Annotated in this window: 19 protein-coding genes; 6 read left to right on the top strand and 13 right to left on the bottom strand. The window is 61.4% G+C overall.

Translation table 11 applies throughout. From position 1 onward, the window contains the following. Positions 1–7 precede the first annotated feature (7 nt). Together C2L66_RS36915 and C2L66_RS36910 are read left to right on the top strand one after the other, a co-directional pair. Positions 8–997: a substrate-binding domain-containing protein gene (locus C2L66_RS36915; RefSeq protein ID WP_060608972.1), complete on the top strand. Its 990-nt coding sequence runs from the start codon at positions 8–10 to the stop codon at positions 995–997. Between the two features lie 13 nt (positions 998–1,010). Continuing rightward, the gene (locus C2L66_RS36910) at positions 1,011–1,931 is read left to right on the top strand and encodes an alpha/beta hydrolase family protein (protein ID WP_060608969.1); all 921 of its coding nucleotides are present in this window, start codon (positions 1,011–1,013) and stop codon (positions 1,929–1,931) included. Here C2L66_RS36910 and C2L66_RS36905 read toward each other — a convergent pair. Both C2L66_RS36905 and C2L66_RS36900 read right to left on the bottom strand, forming a co-directional pair. Next, positions 1,926–2,150, bottom strand: a complete 225-nt coding sequence (locus C2L66_RS36905) for a hypothetical protein (RefSeq protein ID WP_060608966.1) — start codon at positions 2,148–2,150, stop codon at positions 1,926–1,928. The genes C2L66_RS36910 and C2L66_RS36905 overlap by 6 nt on opposite strands. Before the next feature lie 28 nt (positions 2,151–2,178). Further along, the gene (locus C2L66_RS36900; protein WP_060608963.1) at positions 2,179–2,817 is read right to left on the bottom strand and encodes a GNAT family N-acetyltransferase; all 639 of its coding nucleotides are present in this window, start codon (positions 2,815–2,817) and stop codon (positions 2,179–2,181) included. Between the two features lie 173 nt (positions 2,818–2,990). On the opposite strand from C2L66_RS36900, the gene C2L66_RS36895 reads away from it, so the two are divergent. Beyond that, positions 2,991–3,956 (top strand): GlxA family transcriptional regulator, encoded by a 966-nt coding sequence (locus tag C2L66_RS36895; protein WP_054931068.1) that lies wholly within the window; start codon positions 2,991–2,993, stop codon positions 3,954–3,956. 72 nt (positions 3,957–4,028) lie between these two features. Here the strand turns inward: C2L66_RS36895 and C2L66_RS36890 are convergent, their stop codons facing one another. The 4 genes from C2L66_RS36890 to C2L66_RS36875 all read right to left on the bottom strand — a co-directional run bounded on the left by C2L66_RS36890 (position 4,029) and on the right by C2L66_RS36875 (position 8,430). Then, positions 4,029–4,970 (bottom strand): ABC transporter substrate-binding protein, encoded by a 942-nt coding sequence (locus C2L66_RS36890; protein WP_054931067.1) that lies wholly within the window; start codon positions 4,968–4,970, stop codon positions 4,029–4,031. Positions 4,971–5,065: 95 nt separating this feature from the next. Further along, positions 5,066–6,091, bottom strand: a complete 1,026-nt coding sequence (locus C2L66_RS36885; protein WP_060608960.1) for an ABC transporter permease — start codon at positions 6,089–6,091, stop codon at positions 5,066–5,068. 20 nt (positions 6,092–6,111) lie between these two features. Continuing rightward, positions 6,112–7,623, bottom strand: a complete 1,512-nt coding sequence (locus C2L66_RS36880) for a sugar ABC transporter ATP-binding protein (protein ID WP_060608958.1) — start codon at positions 7,621–7,623, stop codon at positions 6,112–6,114. Positions 7,624–7,668: 45 nt separating this feature from the next. Continuing rightward, positions 7,669–8,430 (bottom strand): GntR family transcriptional regulator, encoded by a 762-nt coding sequence (locus C2L66_RS36875; protein WP_054931064.1) that lies wholly within the window; start codon positions 8,428–8,430, stop codon positions 7,669–7,671. A 151-nt stretch (positions 8,431–8,581) separates the two neighbouring features. Between C2L66_RS36875 and C2L66_RS36870 the strand changes: the two genes are divergently transcribed. Both C2L66_RS36870 and C2L66_RS36865 read left to right on the top strand, forming a co-directional pair. Then, on the top strand, positions 8,582–9,880 hold the full coding sequence (locus C2L66_RS36870) for an L-fuconate dehydratase (protein WP_060608955.1): 1,299 nt from the start codon (positions 8,582–8,584) through the stop codon (positions 9,878–9,880). A gap of 30 nt (positions 9,881–9,910) precedes the next feature. After that, positions 9,911–10,633: a haloacid dehalogenase type II gene (locus C2L66_RS36865; RefSeq protein WP_060608952.1), complete on the top strand. Its 723-nt coding sequence runs from the start codon at positions 9,911–9,913 to the stop codon at positions 10,631–10,633. 55 nt (positions 10,634–10,688) lie between these two features. On the opposite strand, the gene C2L66_RS36860 is transcribed toward C2L66_RS36865, so the two are convergent. The 4 genes from C2L66_RS36860 to C2L66_RS36845 form a co-directional block, all read right to left on the bottom strand. Next, positions 10,689–11,717 carry an alpha/beta hydrolase gene (locus tag C2L66_RS36860; protein ID WP_054931061.1) on the bottom strand — a complete coding sequence of 343 codons (1,029 nt, stop codon included), beginning with the start codon at positions 11,715–11,717 and terminating at the stop codon, positions 10,689–10,691. 39 nt (positions 11,718–11,756) lie between these two features. Beyond that, a complete protein-coding gene (locus tag C2L66_RS36855) occupies positions 11,757–12,182 on the bottom strand; it encodes an organic hydroperoxide resistance protein (RefSeq protein WP_035993017.1) in 426 nt (141 codons plus the stop codon). 179 nt (positions 12,183–12,361) lie between these two features. Continuing rightward, positions 12,362–12,928, bottom strand: a complete 567-nt coding sequence (locus tag C2L66_RS36850; RefSeq protein WP_054931060.1) for a TetR/AcrR family transcriptional regulator — start codon at positions 12,926–12,928, stop codon at positions 12,362–12,364. Positions 12,929–13,011: 83 nt separating this feature from the next. Then, on the bottom strand, positions 13,012–13,932 hold the full coding sequence (locus tag C2L66_RS36845; RefSeq protein ID WP_060608950.1) for a LysR family transcriptional regulator: 921 nt from the start codon (positions 13,930–13,932) through the stop codon (positions 13,012–13,014). 72 nt (positions 13,933–14,004) lie between these two features. On the opposite strand from C2L66_RS36845, the gene C2L66_RS36840 reads away from it, so the two are divergent. Then, positions 14,005–14,745, top strand: a complete 741-nt coding sequence (locus tag C2L66_RS36840) for an SDR family NAD(P)-dependent oxidoreductase (RefSeq protein WP_054931058.1) — start codon at positions 14,005–14,007, stop codon at positions 14,743–14,745. A gap of 62 nt (positions 14,746–14,807) precedes the next feature. On the opposite strand, the gene C2L66_RS36835 is transcribed toward C2L66_RS36840, so the two are convergent. From C2L66_RS36835 to C2L66_RS36825, 3 genes are all read right to left on the bottom strand, one after another. Next, positions 14,808–15,458 carry an ureidoglycolate lyase gene (locus C2L66_RS36835; RefSeq protein ID WP_060608948.1) on the bottom strand — a complete coding sequence of 217 codons (651 nt, stop codon included), beginning with the start codon at positions 15,456–15,458 and terminating at the stop codon, positions 14,808–14,810. Between the two features lie 181 nt (positions 15,459–15,639). Then, entirely contained in the window at positions 15,640–16,869 is a 1,230-nt protein-coding gene (locus tag C2L66_RS36830) for an MFS transporter (RefSeq protein ID WP_060608946.1), read from the bottom strand. A 229-nt stretch (positions 16,870–17,098) separates the two neighbouring features. After that, positions 17,099–18,208, bottom strand: a complete 1,110-nt coding sequence (locus C2L66_RS36825; RefSeq protein ID WP_060608943.1) for an alkene reductase — start codon at positions 18,206–18,208, stop codon at positions 17,099–17,101. Positions 18,209–18,487: the final 279 nt, after the last annotated feature.

Genomic DNA, 18,487 nt, shown 5'->3' with positions numbered 1-18,487 from the left:
AACCATTATGTCGAGATTAACGCTCAGCCTCGCTGTCAGCGACTATGACCATGTGCGCGACCTGGTAAGCGGCCGCGTGCAGCCCGAAGGCATCGAACTGGTGCCGTCGGTGCTCAACGTCGAAGAGATCTTTTATCGCACGACGCATTTTCAGGAGTGGGACATTTCGGAAATGTCGTTTGGCAAGTATTCGTCGCTGCGCTCGCAGGGCGATGACCGGCTGGTCGGATTGCCCGTGTTTCCATCGCGCTCGTTCCGCCAGTCTTCGCTCTATGTGCGCCGCGATGGCCGCGTCCAGCGTCCCGAGGATTTGCGCGGCAAACGCATCGGCATTCCGGAGTGGGCGCAAACGGCCGCGATCTACTCGCGTGGCTGGATTGCGCATTCGCTCGGCATTCCGCTTTCCGAAATCGAGTGGGTGCAGGGCGGCGTGAATCAGGCGGGCCGCAAGGAGAAGGTGAACGTGCGCGTGCCCGAGGGCGTGTCGTATCGGTCGGAGCCCGGGCGCTCGCTGACGTCGTTGCTGCTCGACGGCGAGATCGACGCCGTGCTGAGCGCGCGTCCGCCCGAGCCGGGCCAGGAACGCGCGGATGAGATCGTGCGGCTCTTCTCGCGCTTTGCCGACACGGAACGCGAATACTACGAGGCCACGCGCATCTTTCCGATCATGCACCTGATCGTGTTGCGCCGTGAGGCGTTTGAAAAGCATCGGTGGATCGCGGGCAATCTGTTGAAGGCGTTTGAAGAGGCCAAGCGCAATAGCCTTTACCGGCTGAGCGATATCACGTGCTCGCACTTCCCGCTGCCATGGATGCCGACGCGTGTTGCCGAAGCGCAGGCGTTGTTCGGCGCGGACATCTGGCCGTACGGACTAGAGCCGAATCGCACGACGCTCGAGGCTTTCCTGAAGTTCGGCTATGAACAGGGCGTGTGCCATCGGCTGCTCAAGCCGGAAGAACTGTTTCCGGCCGAAACCCTCAGTGCGGTGCGCGTGTGAGCCGGAACCGCCGATGATCACGCTTCAGAAAACAGGCAGTTTCTTCGTCGGCGGACGGCGCGTGAACGTCAGGGGCGAAGCGCCGTATCGCGTCACGCTGTCGTCGACGTCGACGCGTGACTACGATCCGAACGGCACGTACTGGATCGAAGCGGCCTACGTGCAGTACTTTCTGCAAGCCTCGCCGCGATATGCGGTGCCGCTCGTGCTGATGCATGGCGGCGGGCTGACGGGCGCGATGTGGGAAGACACGCCGGACGGCAGGCCCGGCTGGCTGCAGCGGCTGCTCGAAGCGGGCGTGTCGGTGTATGTGGTGGACAACGTCGAACGCGGACGTGCCGGCTTCTGCGCGCTCGACGGTGTCTGGCCCGACCGTCCGTTATCGCGCAGCGACGAAGAGTCCGCGAAGATCTATCGCTTTGGTTACGCGGGCCACCGCTTTCCGCTCGACGCGATGCAAGGCCTGTCGGCGCAAACCGTGCCGCGCTGGCCGGGCACGCGTGCGCTGCAAAGGCAGGCGTTGATCGATGTGGTGCGGCGTATCGGGCCGTGTGCCTTGCTTGGTTTCAGCCAGGGCGGCGGTCTGGTTTCCGATGCAGCCGACGCGGCGCGCGATCTCGTGCGCGCCTGCGTCGCACTCGAACCGCACGGCGTCCCTGCTTCGTTCGATGCCGGTTTGCCGGGCACGCCCGCACTCGTCGTGTTTGGCGACTTCATCGAAGAGGACCAAGCGTGGCGTGCGCATGCGGCTCGCGCGAGTGCGTCGATCGAGGCGTGGAATGCGGCGGGCGGAGAGGGCGTGCGTGTCGATCTGCCTGCCCTCGGCATGCGCGGCAACACGCACATGATGATGATGGACGAGAACAGCGACGACGTTTTGCGTGTCGTGCTCGACTGGCTGGATCGCTGCAAAACAGCACGCAGCGGCCTATGAGAAGAACGCGAACGGCAAAATCGCCGCGACATACACCGCGATTCCGAACGTCGCGAAGCCCAGACTGATTGCCAGCAAAGCGCCCACGCTGGCGGCGAGTGCCAGTACGAAGCACCAGCGGTGCTGAACCTCAAGGCTCGCGAGCGTGCTTTCGTTGCGGGCTGGTTTCGCGCCAGTCTGCGTTACATCGTGGGATTCCCGAAATCTCAACCGCAGCATGCGGCACCTCGTTGCCTTAATCGGACCTTCACGCCGCGAACCGAACGAGGTGCGCGCCCGGCAATGCGATCTGATGCGTCCATGCGGCCAGCGTGCGCGCGACAACGGGCGCCTTGCTGAGAATCGCGCTGTCGTACACCTTGCCCGCGAAACGCACCGCGTCGACGATGCGAAAGCCCTGCCCGCGATAGAAGGCAACGAGATGCGCAGCCGGATACGGCGTATCGAGCGCCAACTCCGCATAACCGCGCGTCGCGGCCCAATGCTCGGCGAACGCCAGCATGGATTTGCCGATGCCGCGGTTCTGCCACGAAGGATCGATGGCCAGCTGGCGAATCGACGCCACGTCTTGCCGGTGATAATGCTCGCAGAGCGAGTCGCTGTCGCTTGTATAAAGCGTCATGGTACCGATGATCTTTCCACCGCTTACCATCACGAAGCATTCGCCGCTTCGAGCACGTTTCATCGTGACGGCCACATCCTGATCCACACACGTGCAGTTCAACCCCATCATGCCGAGCCGCGCAAATGCGCGATGCAGCATTGTCGTGAGTTGCCCGTACGAGTCGCGCGATGGATCGAAGCGGCGCAGCACCACGCTGCCAGTGCTTCTCTCGCTATAAGCGAGGGGTGAATGCTTTTCGAGTGTCGCGCGTCGTTTCGACATGGTGTCTCTCTCCGGGCTTGCTGACTTGTGTGAAGTCTAGAATCGGCCATGAGGGGCCACAAGAAAAAATGTCGTAAAAATCGCGAGGTTCTCTTTTGCATCCGGCAGCGAGCCTGCACTCCAAGTGAAAAAGATGTACCGTCGCATATGACAACGTTAGGGTCATTTACGCCATGCGCATTACCGTGCTCGCACTCGATGGACTGTTCGATACAGGGCTTGCCGTTACGCTCGACGCGCTCGGCTCCGCGAACAAGCTCGCTTCACGCATGACGGGCGGAACGCCGAAATTCAACGTGACCGTGGTAGGCGTGCGCAAGCGCGTGCGCTCGGGGCAAGGCTTCACGATTCCCGTGCAGCCGATCACACCAGACCTGAAACCGGACTGGGTCATCGTTCCCGCGCTCGGCAAGACCACGCCGGAAGAACTGCTTCCCGCGCTGGAACGGGCGGACGTGAAACAGGCCACGGCGCAATTGCTGGCGTGGCGTGCCGAGGGCGCCTTGATTGCCGCTTCGTGCATCGGCACGTTTCTGCTCGCCGAAGCGGGGCTGCTCGATCATCGGGAAGCGACGTCGACCTGGTCGCTCGCGCCGCTCTTCAGGCAACGCTATCCGAAGGTTTCGCTCGACGAATCGCGCATGCTCGTCGCGACCGATATCGGCGTGACGGCGGGCGCGGCAATGGGACACCTCGATCTCACGCTCTGGTTAATCCGTAAGGCGAGCCCAGAGCTGGCGACCCTCGTGTCGCGTTATCTGCTCGCCGATATCCGCTCATTGCAGGCGCCATACATCATTCCCAATCATCTGGCGATGGCGGACCCGTTGATGCAGCGTTTCGAACGATGGGCGCGGGATCATCTGAAAGAGGGCTTCTCGCTGCAAGACGCAGCGGGCGCACTGGCGACGAGCGCGCGCACGCTGCAGCGCCGCTGCCAGGAAGTGCTGGGGAAATCGCCGCTCGCGTACTTTCAGGACTTGCGCGTCGAACGCGCGCAATCGCTGCTTCATGGCAGCGGTCTCGATCTCGAGGCGATCGCCGCTGAAGTGGGTTATGTCGACGGTGCGACGTTGAGAACGCTGCTGCGCCAGCGCTTGGGAAGGGGCGTGCGTGAATTGCGCGCGGACTTGCGGTAATAGCGACGTGTGCGGCGTTGTATAAAAATGCAAGAGGAAGGTCTTGAAGCTTCCTCTTGCATCGCACGCTACCTAGTCATAGAGCACCGCCGCGATCTTCGGATCATTTATGTTCGTCTTGTCGTACCAGTAAAAGCCAGTATCAACTTTCTTCGGCAACTTCTCGCCCTTGAGCGCTTTCACGGCTGAATCGATCACGCATTTGCCGATGCCCACCGGGTTTTGTGTAATCGCACCCGCCATCAGGCCGGACATGATGTCTTCTTTCTGTTCCTTGCCTGAGTCGTAGCCGATCAGCACCAGCTTCTTGCCCGATTCCTTCACGCCGATGGCCGCGCCTTCCGCTGAGCCTTCGTTGGCGCCGAAAATGCCCTTGATGTTCGGATTGGCCTGAATCATCGCCTTGGCTATCTCCGCCGACTTCAGGTGATCGCCGCCGCCGTATTGCACCGACACGATCTTGATGTTCGGATGCTTCGATTTCATCTCGTTCAGGAAGCCGTCGCGCCGGTCGATGCCCGTGCGGCTCGTCTGGTCGTGCACAATGACGCCGACTTCGCCCGAGTTGCCGATCATCCCAGCCATCTTGTCCGCGGCGAGCGCAGCGGCGGCGAGGTTATCCGTCGCGCAGGTCGTCAGCGGAATATCGCTGTCGACGCCCGAGTCGAATGCGATGACGGGAATCTTGCCGGACTGCGCGCGCTTGAGCAGCGGAATGGCAGCCTTGCTGTCGAGCGCGGCAATGCCGAGTGCCTGTGGTTTCTTCGCGAGCGCTGCCGACAACATGTCGATCTGTTTATCGACCATTGCCTCCGTTTCCGGGCCTTCGAACGTGATGCGCACGTTGTGTTCCTTTGCGGATTGCTCGGCGCCCGATTTCACGGCCTGCCAGAACTGATGCTGGAAGCCCTTGGAAATGAGCGGAATGTAGGGCTCGTCCGCATACGCCAGACTGCTTGCACCAACGAGTGCGCCGACACCGAGCGCGATACCGAGTACTTTTCTTTTCAACATGGGGTTTCTCCTCCTAAGGTGGGCTATCGACCTCCAGCCGTTGAGAGAGCCTTTCGGTACTCTCCTTTCTTTGATTTCTATTGTCGTGTGCAGGCTCAGCGCTTTCGGCGTCGCAAGATGTCGGCATACACGGCGAGAATGATGATGAGACCTGTCACCACGATCTGCCATTCCTGCGCAACCGACATGATGCGCAAGCCGTTGGTCAGCACGCTCATGATGAATGCGCCGATGATGGTGCCGAGTATCGTGCCCGATCCGCCGCTCAACGACGTGCCGCCAATCACCACAGCCGCAATCGCTTCCAGTTCGTAGCCCTGGCCGAGGGCCGGTTGCGCCGAATTCAGACGCGACGCGATCAGCAATCCGGCGATGCCGCAAATCGCGCCGCCCAGGCCGTAGATTGCTATCTTCCATCTGTCGACGTTCACGCCCGACAGACGCACGGCTTCTTCATTGCTGCCGAGTGCGAACGTATAGCGGCCAAGTGCGGTGCGGTTGAGCGTGACCGAACTCACGATGGCGAGCAAGAACAGAATGAGGACGGCGTTCGGCACGGGCACGCTGGGCAGGAAATACGCGATCAGAGAATCCTGCGAGATCATGTAGAAGTTCTCCGTGTCGGTGAAATAGATCGGCTTATCGACCGACACGACGAGCGAAAGTCCTTTCAGCAGCAACATCATGCCCAGCGTGGCAATGAACGGCGGTATTTTCATTTTTGCCGTCAACGTGCCCGAAATCGTGCCGCACGCTGCGCCCGTCGCGATGGCGGCGAGCACGCCCATCCACATCGGCAAATGCCAGTAGGTGAGAAACACGCCGCAAATGACAGCCGTGAATGTCATCAGCGTGCCGACGGACAGATCGATGCCGCCCGTGATAATGACGAAAGTACTCGCAATGGCCAGCACACCATTGACGGCCGTCGCCTGCAGAATGCCGAGGATGTTGTCCATCTGCATGAACGCGGGCGACGCGAAACTGAAAAAGATCAGCAGCAGTATCAGGCTTGTGAACGCGAGCAGCTTTTGCAAGGCGGTTGGCGAGAAGAGCCGGGCTCTGAAGCCCGATAGTCTTCTTTCGTTGGATAGTGCCGCGGTATCCGGTTGCGATGTCATCGATCTCGACCTCTAGAGGCTCAAGCGGTTTTCAAGGATTCGCGCTGCGTCGCGAGATGCATGATGCTTTCCTGCGTGGCCTCGCTGGCGGAAAGCTCGCCAGTGATACGGCCTTCGCACATCACGACGATGCGGTCGCTCATGCGCAGAATTTCCGGCAATTCAGACGAGATCATCACGATCGCCTTGCCTTGCGCCGCGAGCGAGCGCAACAGCTTGTAGATCTCGCTCTTTGCGCCGACATCGATGCCGCGCGTCGGTTCGTCGAAGAACAATACATCGCAGTCGCGCTCCAGCCATTTTGCAATGACGATCTTCTGCTGGTTGCCGCCCGACAGCAGCCTGACAGGCTGTGTCGGGGAAGGCGTGCGGATCGCGAGCAGATTGATGAAATGCGAAGCGCGCTTGCGGATCTGCGCGCGGCGGAGAAACACACGCAGCGACAGGAACTTGCCGAGATCCGACATCACGATGTTCGATTCGACATCCATGCCCGTCGCGAGGCCGAAGCGTTTGCGGTCTTCCGAGAGATAGCCGATGCTGTGCGCAACGGCATTGCAGGGTCGCTTGATGAGCGCCTTCACGCCTTTTACGAAGATTTCGCCTGACTCGATCGGGTCGGCGCCGAATACCGCACGCGCGACTTCCGTGCGGCCGGCGCCCATCAGGCCTGCAAAGCCCAATATCTCGCCTTTGCGCAGCGTGAAGCTCACGTCCTTGACGAGTGGGCCGGCGTTCAGATGCTTCACTTCGAGCGCGATGTCGCCCGTGCATTCTGTGCCTTGATACGGCGTGACGTCGGCGAGCGTGCGGCCCACCATCATGCCGATGATCGCGGGCACGGTCGTGTCCGCCGTCGCGACGGTGGCCACGTATTCGCCGTCGCGCATCACGGTGACCCGGTCGGAAATCTGCTTGAGCTCATCCATCTTGTGCGAGATGTAGATGATGCCGACACCGCGTTCCTTCAGCTGACGGATGATACGGAAAAGCTCGGCAATCTCGGCGTCGTTGAGCGCCGAGGTCGGCTCGTCCATGATGAGCACGCGCGAGTCGAACGACAGCGCCTTCGCGATCTCGACCATTTGCTGGCTCGCGACCGTGAGCGAATCGACGACGGTACGCGGATCGAGATTCACATGCATGCGCGAGAGGATGTCGCGAGCTTGCGCGTTGAGTTTGTCTTCATCGAGAAACAGGCCGAGGCGTCCGCGCGGCTCGCGGCCAATGAACATGTTCTGCGCGACGGTCAGATGGTTCATCAGCTGAAGTTCCTGATGAATGATGCCAATGCCTGCCGCCTGCGCCTCGCGCGGGCTGGTGAAATCGACGGGCTTGCCGTCGTAGAGCATTTCTCCGGAATCGCGCGTGTACACGCCGGCAAGGATTTTCATCAGCGTGGACTTGCCTGCGCCGTTCTCGCCCATCAACGCATGCACTTCGCCTGCCATGAGTTCGAACTGCACTTCGTGCAGCGCCCTCACGCCCGGAAAGCTCTTGTTGAGCTTGCTGACGGAAATGAGTGGAGTCATGGCGCGGCAGTCATGCAAAGAGAAGCCAGAGACATTGCCTTGTCCTCAAGGTGCGAAAAGATCGGGCCTTTCTTTCGCGGACCGGTGCAATTCGGCGACCACTTCGTCGAGATGATCGTGCATTGCTTTTGCAGCCGTATCGGCGTTTCCCACCCGGATAGCCGCGAATATGCGCTCGTGCTCGTCGAGCGTATGCACGAGCCGCTCCGGACTTGCCAACAGTTGTCTTGCGCGATCCAGTGCGTTGCGCGACACAGCGACGATTTCCTTCACACGCGGCAGATTCACCGCGTCGAGCATGATTTCGTGAAAGGCCAGATCGAGTACATGAAACGACAAACGCTCTCCGTTGCCGGCAACGTCGCGCTGCTGATCGAGATTGACGGCGAGCGCGTCGATGGTCGCACTGTCACGCATCAGCGCGACGGCGCGCACGGTTTCGACTTCCAGCGCGCTGCGTATGAACAGGTGCTGGCGTATGTCGTGAAGCGCGATGGGTTTGACGCGCGTGCCGCGCTGCGGCAGAACTTCGACGAGGCCCGCATGCTCGAGCCGCGCCAATGCAGCGGAAACCGGAAAGCGCGATACGCCCATGCGCTCGCACACAGCCAGCTTGTCGATCATCATTCCGGGTTCCAGCACCAATGTCACGATCGCTTCTCTCAGCGCCTGTTCCACCGCGTCGGTCAGGCTGCCGCGCTCGCCGCCTTTGACCTTTTGCAGTGCGACATACGGATTACTGGCGGCATTCGCTACATCTGACGAAGAGCTCACGGCACGCTTGATTTCCAGAAGACATGCTAGCATGCTAGGAAGTGGATTGAGCGTTGTCAACGCGTGCAAACGCCTGGTAGGACTTATCAGGGTGTACCCGGATCTCCCGTTTTTGACGAACGCACCAGGCGGTTCCTCTTCGCTAGCAGGTCAATGCCCGTAGCCATCCCTGGAGGGTGCTCAGATGACCACGATCACGAGGCTGTCCGTTCGCGACATTCGTTTTCCCACTTCCCGTTCTCTCGACGGCTCCGACGCAATGAATGCCGCGCCGGACTATTCCGCCACTTACGTCACGCTCGAAACCGATTCGCCGCAAAAGCTCACAGGGCACGGATTGACCTTTACGATCGGGCGCGGCAATGAAATCTGCGTGACAGCGGTGAATGCCTTGACGCCGCTTATCGTAGGCAAGAAGCTCGAAGATATCGTGGCGAATATGGGTGCATTCTGGCGCGCCTTTACTTCAGATAGTCAATTGCGCTGGATCGGTCCCGATAAGGGCGCGATTCATCTGGCCACGGCCGCTATCGTCAATGCCGTGTGGGACCTGTGGGCAAAGTCGGTTGGCAAGCCCGTCTGGAAGCTGCTCGTCGATATGAGCCCGGAAGAACTCGTGCGCTGTCTCGACTTTCGTTACGTCACGGATGCGATCACGCCGTACGAAGCGCTGGCGCTGCTGAATCGCCACGCCGGGACGAAAGGCGAACGCGAAAAGGAAATGCTCGCCCGAGGCTATCCGGCGTATACGACATCGGCGGGCTGGCTTGGTTACGACGACGACAAGATCCGCCGGCTCGCGCGCGAAGGTGTTGCGCAAGGGTGGACCCATTTCAAGCAGAAGGTAGGCGGGAATCTCGAAGAGGATGTGCGGCGCGCCCGCATTCTGCGTGAAGAGATCGGCGAGAACCTGAAGCTGATGATGGATGCGAATCAGGTGTGGGACGTCGATGAAGCCGTCGCGAACATGCGACGCCTCGCGGAATTCGACCCGTGGTGGATCGAAGAGCCGACAAGTCCCGACGATGTGCTCGGTCACGCTGCCATTCGTCAGCGGCTGGGATCGATCGGTGTGGCGACGGGCGAACATTGCCAGAACCGCGTGATGTTCAAGCAGTTGCTGCAGGCTCAGGCAATCGATTTCTGCCAGGTCGATAGCTGCCGTCTGGGCGGACTGAACGAAGTACTCGTCGTGCTACTGATGGCGGCAAAGTTCGGCGTGCCCGTATGTCCGCATGCGGGTGGCGTCGGATTGTGCGAGTACGTGCAGCACATTTCGCTATTCGACTATATCTGCGTGTCGGCGTCGCTGGAAAGCCGCGTGCTCGAATATGTCGATCATCTGCACGAGCATTTCGTCGATCCCGTCGTTATTCGCAATGGCCACTATATGCCTCCGCAAAAGCCGGGATACAGCATCGAAATGAAGGCGCCGTCGCTCGACACCTATGTTTACCCCGATGGCGAGGCATGGCAGCCTTGAGCCCGCCGCGCAACTGCAACTGGATTTCCTATGACAACAGCGGACGTAAAGGCTTTCGTATTCGATGTTTTCGGCACGCTCGTCGATTGGCGGAGTGGCGTTGCGCGTGAAGCGGCTGCATTTCTGCAAAGGCATGGACGAAGCGGACAGGAAGCCGACGCATTCGCGGATGCGTGGCGCGCGCAATATCAACCCGCGATGCAACGGGTCCGCAGCGGCGAGCGTCCGTTCACGAAGCTCGATATATTGCACCGTGAGAATCTCGAAGCGGTGTTGCACGAGTTCGGTATCGAAGCCAAACAGATCCCTGCCGCGGAACTCGACGAATTCAATCTCGCGTGGCATCGGCTCGATCCATGGCCGGATACTGTCGAAGGACTTGCACGGCTCAAGTCGCAATACATCATCGCGCCACTGTCTAACGGCAATGTCAGGCTGATGATCGATATGGCGAAGCACGGCGGCCTGCCGTGGGACGCGATTCTCGGCGCGGAAGTCGCGCAAGCCTACAAGCCATCGCCCGAAGCGTATTTGCGCACGGCCGGGATTCTGGCGTTGACGCCGGGAGAGGTGTGCATGGTGGCCGCGCACAATAGCGATCTGGCAGCGGCGCAGAAGTGCGGATTCAGAACGGCATTCATTCCACGTCCCCATGAACACGGCGCCTCGCAAACAACGAATCTAAAGCCGGAACACAATTGGGATTGGGTCGCCAACGACCTGGTGGATCTCGCGAAGCAACTTGGCGTATAAGTGAAAAGCGGCCCGATGGCGCGTCAAGCCATCGGGCCGCTATAAGAACCAGCGTTTACTTCAGCCGCGTCTTGATCTCATTGGCGAGTTGCTTCGTCGCGGCCTGTGTCGGTGCATCGGCAGCGAGTGCGTTGAGCAGACCGAAATCGTGGATCGTGCCGTTGTAGCGGGTCGTCGTCACTTCGTTGCCGGCTGCATCGAGCTTGCGCCCGTATGCCTCGCCTTCGTCGCGCAGCACGTCGAATTGCGCGACCTGGATCAACGCGGGCGGCAGACCCTTCAACTCTTCTTCAGACGCACGCAGCGGCGATGCGTAAATCTGCGCACGCTGGGCAGGGTCCTTCGTGTACGCGTCCCAGAACCACTGCATCATTGCGCGGGTCAGGAAGTGCTTGTCGCGGTACGCGAGATACGAGCCGTCGTTGAAGTTGGCATCCGTGACGGGCCACATCAACCCCTGGAAGCGGATTTGCGGACCGTGCTTGTCCTTCGCCATCAGGCTGACGACGGCGGCCATATTGCCGCCCACGCTGTTGCCCACCACCGCGAGGCGGCTGCCGTCCACGCCGATGTCGCTGCCGTGTTCCGCGACCCACTTCGTCGCGGCGTACGCCTGATTGATCGCGACGGGATAACGAGCCTCGGGTGACGGCGTGTAATTCACGAATACGGCAACCGCGCCGGACTGCACGACGAGATCGCGCACGAGCCGTTCGTGGGTCGGGAAGTCACCGAGGATCCAGCCGCCGCCGTGGAAGAACATGAACACCGGCAGTGTGCCCGTCGCGCCTTGCGGACGGACGATCGTGATCGGCACGCTGATACCGTCCTCTTCGATGGTGCGGTTCGACACGTCGATGCCGGACAGGTCGACCTTAACGCCGTTTTGCGCATCGACCAGCACCTGACGCGCCTTCGCGGGCGGCAGCGTGTTCAGGGCGGGGCCCGTGCCGCTGTTGAGCTGTTTCAGGAATGCCGTCGTGACCCGGTCGGGCGTCGGTTGTGCGGCGGGCGTGGCAGCGGCGGCAATGACGGCGTTGGCTGCGAGGACGGCGGCGAGGACGAGTGGCTTCAGGGCTTTCATTTTTTACGCTCCAATGTTCTGTCTAACAGGCGAAGTCGATCAAACCAGCGTCAACGTGACGTCGATGTTGCCGCGCGTTGCGTTCGAGTACGGGCACACGATGTGAGCCTTGTCGATCAGTGCCTGAGCGGCGTCGCGCGGCATGCCGGGCAGCGAAATTTTCAGTTCGACTTCGATGCCGAAGCCGTTGGGAATCGCGCCGATGCCGACGCTGCCGTCAATCGATACATCTGCCGGAATCGCCGTCTTGTCGCGCGCCGCGACGAATTTCATCGCACCGAGGAAACAGGCGCTGTAGCCGGCCGCGAACAGTTGTTCAGGATTCGCGCCTTCGCCGCCCGCGCCACCGAGTTCACGCGGCGTGACCAGCTTGAAATCGAGCTTGCCTTCGGGGACGACGGCGCGGCCGTCGCGGCCTCCCGTGGCGTGAGCGTGAGCGCGGTACAGAACTTTTTCGATCGACATGATGTAACTCCTGACTGGCAATAGTTGAGTGAACTGCATTTGTGCTATCTACTACTAGATAGACAACCGGGCAAATCTCTGTACTTCAACGACATCTCTTTACATCCGTTATTTATCTACTAGAAGATAGATAACCGGTTCCAACAAAAGGCGGTCAACAGCAACCGCCTCGAATACCACTATTTCGAAACCTTCCACGACGCCTCGACATCTTCCAGCCGTGCCTTCGTCCTGAACAGCCGGCTTGCCAGCACGCTGCCCTGATAAGCGGCGTACAGCGCCCGCGCGGCGTTTTCGGGCTTGCCGTTGACGTGCAAGGTGCGCTCCCTGGCGCCTTGCGCCAGCACCTTCGCGAGCCAGCTTTCGTTGGCCTTGAAGAATGCCTGCACGGCAGTGCGAACATCATCGGGCAACGCCTCGATATCCGCGGCGAGCATGCCGCACAGGCAGATCTGATCGCCTTCGCCAAGGGTTCTGCCGAACAGCTTCGTGTACTTGCCGAGCTTCTGATCCGCAGGAAGAGAGGACTCGATAGAGCCGAGCGCACTGAGTATCTCGTTGCTGTACTGGCTGACGGCTTCGAGCACCAGATCGTCTTTCGACGGGAAGTAATAATGGATGCTCGAAGTCTTCACCCCTACCAGCTCCGACAGGTCGCGATAACTAAACCCGTTGTAGCCGCGCAGCATCATCAGCGTGATGGCGTGCTCCAGAATCTGATCGCGAACTGTAGTGGTCGGTTCCATGGATCGAACTTTATCTACTACTAGATAGACAGTCAAGCACTTTTTTTGAGGGCTTCGAATTCATATGCCGCAATGGCGAAAAATCACGAACGCGTTTGCATGAAGTCGATGAACGCGCGCAGCTTGCGCGGCACGTGCACGCGGCTCGAATAGTAGAGATGAAAGCCCGGAAAGCTGGGCCACCACGGCTCGAGCAGCGGAATCAGGCGGCCGGTGCGGATATCGTCGGCGATGACGGCCTCCAGCGTGCAACCGATGCCCGCGCCGCTGCGAATCGCGGAGAGCAGCAAATCGCCGTCGTTGGTCACAAACGGTCCGGGCGTATCGACGCTGAACTCGCGCTCGTCCGCCTGATACACCCAGCGGAAAATGCCGTTTTGCAGGCGCACATTGAGGCAGCGATGCGCGGCGAGATCGCGTGGCTCCCGCGGCAAGGCTCTTCCGCTCAAATAGTGTGGCGCGGCCACGGTTGCGAGGCGCTGCGTGCCGCCGAGCGGCACGGCCACCACATCCTGCGACAGATTCTCCGAGAGCCGGATGCCGGCGTCGAAGCCGCCGCTAACGATATCGATCAGCGCATTGTCGCAATGCAGTTCCACCGTGATGTCCGGATAGGCTTCGAGAAACGGCGTGAGATGCGGCATCACGAGAATCTCGGCGGCCACGCGCGACACGTTCAGGCGCAACAGGCCAGCCGGTTTGTCGCGCATGTCGTGCACTTCGTTGACTGCGCCGCGCAGTGCCGCAAGCGCGGGCTGCGCGCTTTGCAGAAAGCGCTGGCCGAGCTCGGTCAGGCCGACTTTGCGCGTCGAGCGTTCGAGCAGGCGCACGCCGAGGCGCGCTTCGAGCGTGCGCAGCGTTTGCGAGAGGGCCGACGTCGAGACACCCAGTTCGTGCGCCGCCTTCGTGAAGCTGCGGTGATGCGCAACCCGTGCGAACGCCGCTATGCCCGGCAGCAGCTCGGGAAGATTCGCGGAAATGTGAAGCGCCTCTTCATGGTTCATCCTGTTTTGCCGCTTTATCGGGGGATGATCGGAGCCTAGCATACAGTTTGACTTCACAATCAAGGAGCAAGTATGAGTCGGCTGGCAGGCAAGGTGGCGATCGTCACGGGTTCGTCGAAGGGCATCGGAGCGGGCATTGCGGAGCGGCTCGCGGCAGACGGCGCGAAGATCGTGGTGAACTACACGCGGGACGCTTCGCACGCGGATGCCGTTGTCGCGGGCATCGTTGCGTCCGGCGGCCAGGCGCTGGCGGTTCGCGCGGATGTCGCGAAAGAGGGCGAGCCGAAGGCGCTCGTCGACGCGACGCTCGAAGCGTTCGGCAGGCTAGATATTCTCGTGAACAACGCCGGCATCTACGACATCGATTCGCTCGATACGTTGACGGCCGAAAGCATCGACCGGCATTTCAGCGTGAACGTGCGCGGCCTGCTGCTGATGACGCAAGCGGCGGCGCGCGTGCTGCCTCAGGGTGGCGTGATCGTGAACGTCAGCTCCGGCGTCGCGAAGAGTCCGAATCCGATGGCGCATGTGTATTGCGCGACCAAGGGCGCCGTCGACGTGCTGACGCGCTCGCTCGGCATGGAACTCGGCGCGCGGCAGATTCGGGTGGTCGGCGTTGCACCGGGGTTCACGGAGACGGAGGGCAACAGTCACTTGCCGCGCGACCTCATTCAGCCGTTCATTGCGAAGACGCCGCTTGGCCGCGCCGGTCTGCCGAAGGATATTGCGGCAGCCGTGTCGTTCGCGGTTTCGGATGACGCCGCGTGGGTGACAGGGTCCACCATCGATGTCGCGGGCGGTCTGGTTTTCTAGTTCGATTCCAGTTTGGCCGGCGGTTTCGTCTCGAACCGCCGCCTCGATCTAACGCTCTAGCATCACGGAAAAACGATGGGCGCTTCGAGCAGGCAACCGAACTCTTGCGCAAACTCGACGGACACACGTGCATGGACCGCGCCCTGCTTGTCGAAGAAACGCTGTGTCCCGTCGAGCGTGAAGACGCCTTCGTGCCAGATGTTCGGATGAATATACAGTCCCTGCCGGCCATCGAAGCGAAAGCACACGAACTTCCCGGGCGTCACGTCGTCACCCGGCAAGGCCAGCGGAACATAGAACGGCCGACCATCGAGAGGGAAGAACAGCTGTCCGCCGTCCGGGTGGTAGTTCGCGTGCCAGAGCAGCATGCGTTCGGGCGCTGCGGCGTTGTCTTCGCGCGCTTCGTCAGGCTCCGTCGCGTATGCGAGGACATAGTGGCCGCCCACCGCCTCGTTGCGGCCGTAAAGGATGTCCCCGCGCCATTCGCTGACGAAGACGCCCTCTGTCGTGCCCGCTTCGTCTCCCGTGCCGGGGTCGATCGGTCTCGATCCCGTCGCGGGCCATTGCACGATTTCAACCCGGCATTCGTTAGGGTCGTCTACCAGCCTGCCGTAGCCGTCGAGTGTGACCGGTGTCGCGTCGACGACGGGCATCGCCACGCGCCGAAGACCCTTGGGCAGGGCAGGGTTGAGATAGTCGATCGGAGTGGCCATCGTCGAAGCCTTTCAGAAGTCTGAGTATGGGGGCCGTGCGCAAAGATGATACTCGAACGCCGTTTCGGCTGATTCCTGGCGCGCGATTTCTTTGCACGCAAATAGTCGCTGCAGCCCCAACACACACACCTGGCTCAAACGAGCGACCTGCCGAAAAGCAATCGGGCGGCGCAAATGGCGCTCAACCTTCGAGCGCGCTTGCCAGTGTGCGCCGCGTCGTCGCGAACGATGCGAGCACTGCAAGCCCCAATGCCGACAGCAGCACGCCAAGATGCATCGCGCCCGTAGCACCCGCGTGATCGACGGTCACGCCGCCCGCGAGCGAACCTGCGGCGATCGCCGTCTGCACGGCGCTGACGAACAGCGCCGATGCGGCTTCCGGCTGCTTCGGCGAAGTCATCTGCATCCACATGCTCAGGCACAGCGGAATCGCGCCGTAGGCGATGCCCCACGCGAGTACACCCGCGACCACCGCACCGTGCATGTGGGCGAACGCGGGAAGCGCCACCAGCGACGCCATCACGAGTGCAGTCATCGCGAATAGCGAGAGCCGGGGATGCGATGTCACGAACGCCGACGCGACGAAGTTCGACATGAAGCCGACGATGCCGAAGCCAAGCAACAGCGCCGTCACCCAGGTCGCGCCGAGCGACGCGTTGTCTTCGAGAAAGGGCGCGATATACGTGTACGCGCAGAAGTGAGCGCCGAACAGCAAGGCGACCAGCACGAGGCTGCGCAACACGGTCCCACGCGCCAGCATGCGGCCGAAGTCGGCGATGCGGGCTGCCGCGCGCGGCGGCAGATCGGGCAGCAGCGTCGCCTGCATCAGCAGCGCTGCGAGCGCGAGCGCAGCCGTCGCGAAGAACGAGACGCGCCACGACGCCAGTTCCGCAATGAACGTCCCGAGCGGCACGCCAATGACAGTGGCGAGCGTGATACCCATGAAGATGGTCGCACTGGCCTTGGCGATTTCTTCTTCCGCGACGATCTGTCCGGAGACGCCGAGTGCGACGGTCCAGAACCCGCCAAGGCTGATGCCGAGCAATGCACGTCCGACGAGCATTGTCGTGAAAGTGCTTGCGAGCGCTGCAATGAGGTTCGACGCGACCAGCGCGACCGACAGCAACAGCAGAATCGAACGCCGGTTCAGGCGGCCCGCGGCAAGCAGCAGCATCGGCGCGGAGATGGCGGCGATGAGTCCGGGCGTGGTCGTCATCAGGCCTGCCGTGCCGGGCGTGACGCCGAGGTCTGCGGCGATTTTGGGCAGCACGCCGACGGGCAGGTATTCCGTCGTCACGAAAGCGAACGAGCCGAGCGCGATCGAGAACACGGCGAGCCAGCGTCGCTGGCTTGCGATGGATGAAGACGATATGGGCGCGTCGGCGAGCGACGCGGATTGATCGGTATTCATGTGAAAAGCTCCAGCAAACGCGCAACCGCCGCCACGCGCGAAGTGGATCGCGCGTGACGGCTGCGAAGTGCAATGAGAAAAAAACGGGGAGATGAAGAGGCAGCGTCAATTGAGTCAATTGACTTGAAGCAATTGACGCCGGAAGCGACCGTGCGTGAACGCAGGATCGCTTCCGGCTGCGCTATGAATCAGCTGAATCGGCTGAATCGGCTGTTACTGCCCACGCATCTCACGCTGCGACGGCGGCCTCGTCGTGGAACGGATAATCGGTGTAGCCCACATCCGTGCCGCCGAAGAACGTCGCGCGATCGTACGGGTTCAGCGGCAGACCTTTGCGCAGCCGCTCCGGCAGATCGGGGTTCGCGATGAAATGACGTCCGAATGCGACGAGATCGGCATCGCCCGATTGCAGGATGGCTTCGGCGCTTTCGCCGTCGAAGCCACCCGCCGCGATGATCGGCCCATGAAAATGCGTGCGCAGCGACTTCGCGGCGACAGGTTGCTGGTCGCGCGCTTCGTCCTCGACATTGCCCGCGATGCGCGGCTCGATCAGATGCAGATAGGCGATGCCGAGCTTGTCGAGTTCATCGGCCACATACGTGAACAACGCTTCGGGGTTGCTGTCCGACATGTCGCCCCACGAGCCGCTCGGCCCGAGGCGCACGGCAACCTTGTCCGCGCCCCACACGGAAATCACGGCACGCGTCGCATCGAGCAGCAGGCGCGCGCGGTTGGCGATCGAGCCGCCATACTCGTCCGTGCGTTTGTTGCTGCCGTCCTGAAGGAACTGATCGAACAGATAGCCGTTCGCGCCGTGCAATTCGACGCCGTCGAAGCCTGCCTTCACACCGCGCCCGGCAGCCGCGCGAAAGCTCTCGACGATGCCCGCGATTTCTTCCGTTTCCAGCGGACGGTTCGGCGTGTTGGGCACCCAGCCCGCTTCCGTGTACGCGACGCCGCCGTGCGGCACTTCGGACGGTCCCACGGGACGGCCGCCATTGGGCTGCAACTGTGCATTCGATTGACGGCCCGCATGATAAAGCTGTAGAAAGATCTTGCCGCCTTTCGCATGCACTGCGTCGGTGACGGCTTTCCAACCCGCGATCTGGCTGTCGTCGTACAGGCCAGGCGCGCCGAGATAGCCATTGCCGTTCGGCGCGGCGATCGTGGCTTCGCCGATCAGCAGCGCTCCCCGCGACGTCCGCTGTGCATAGTATTCGGCCATCAGCGGACCAGGGCGCGCGCCGCTCTCGGCACGCATGCGGGTGAGAGGAGCGAGGACCACGCGGTGCGCGATGTCGTACGAACCGACCGCGACTTTCGAAAACAGTTTGGACATTTCAATCTCCACAATCCAGTGATTCAGGGAATCTGCTGCGCAATGCCGGTGACCGGCGACGCTTGACGCTAATGTAGATGCGGCGATACGCCAGAAAAACAGCCCACGGGTTCGCTTACTCTGGACACCCGTGTCCGCAATCGCGCGAGCCTTGCTGCACGGGCTTCGCGCGACTAAGAAGCGATTGTTGGCGGCAAAAGAACAGTGATGTCGGCGGCGCCGCATTTATTCCGCACCTGGCGATTCCGATAATTCGAACCACTTGAAGGGGCGTGTCGT

It is taken from the genome of Paraburkholderia caribensis, assembly GCF_002902945.1.
Taxonomy (GTDB): Bacteria; Pseudomonadota; Gammaproteobacteria; order Burkholderiales; family Burkholderiaceae; genus Paraburkholderia; species Paraburkholderia caribensis.
The sequence above is the reverse complement of the archived record's forward strand: the minus strand, read 5'-3'. Positions and strand labels throughout refer to the sequence as shown.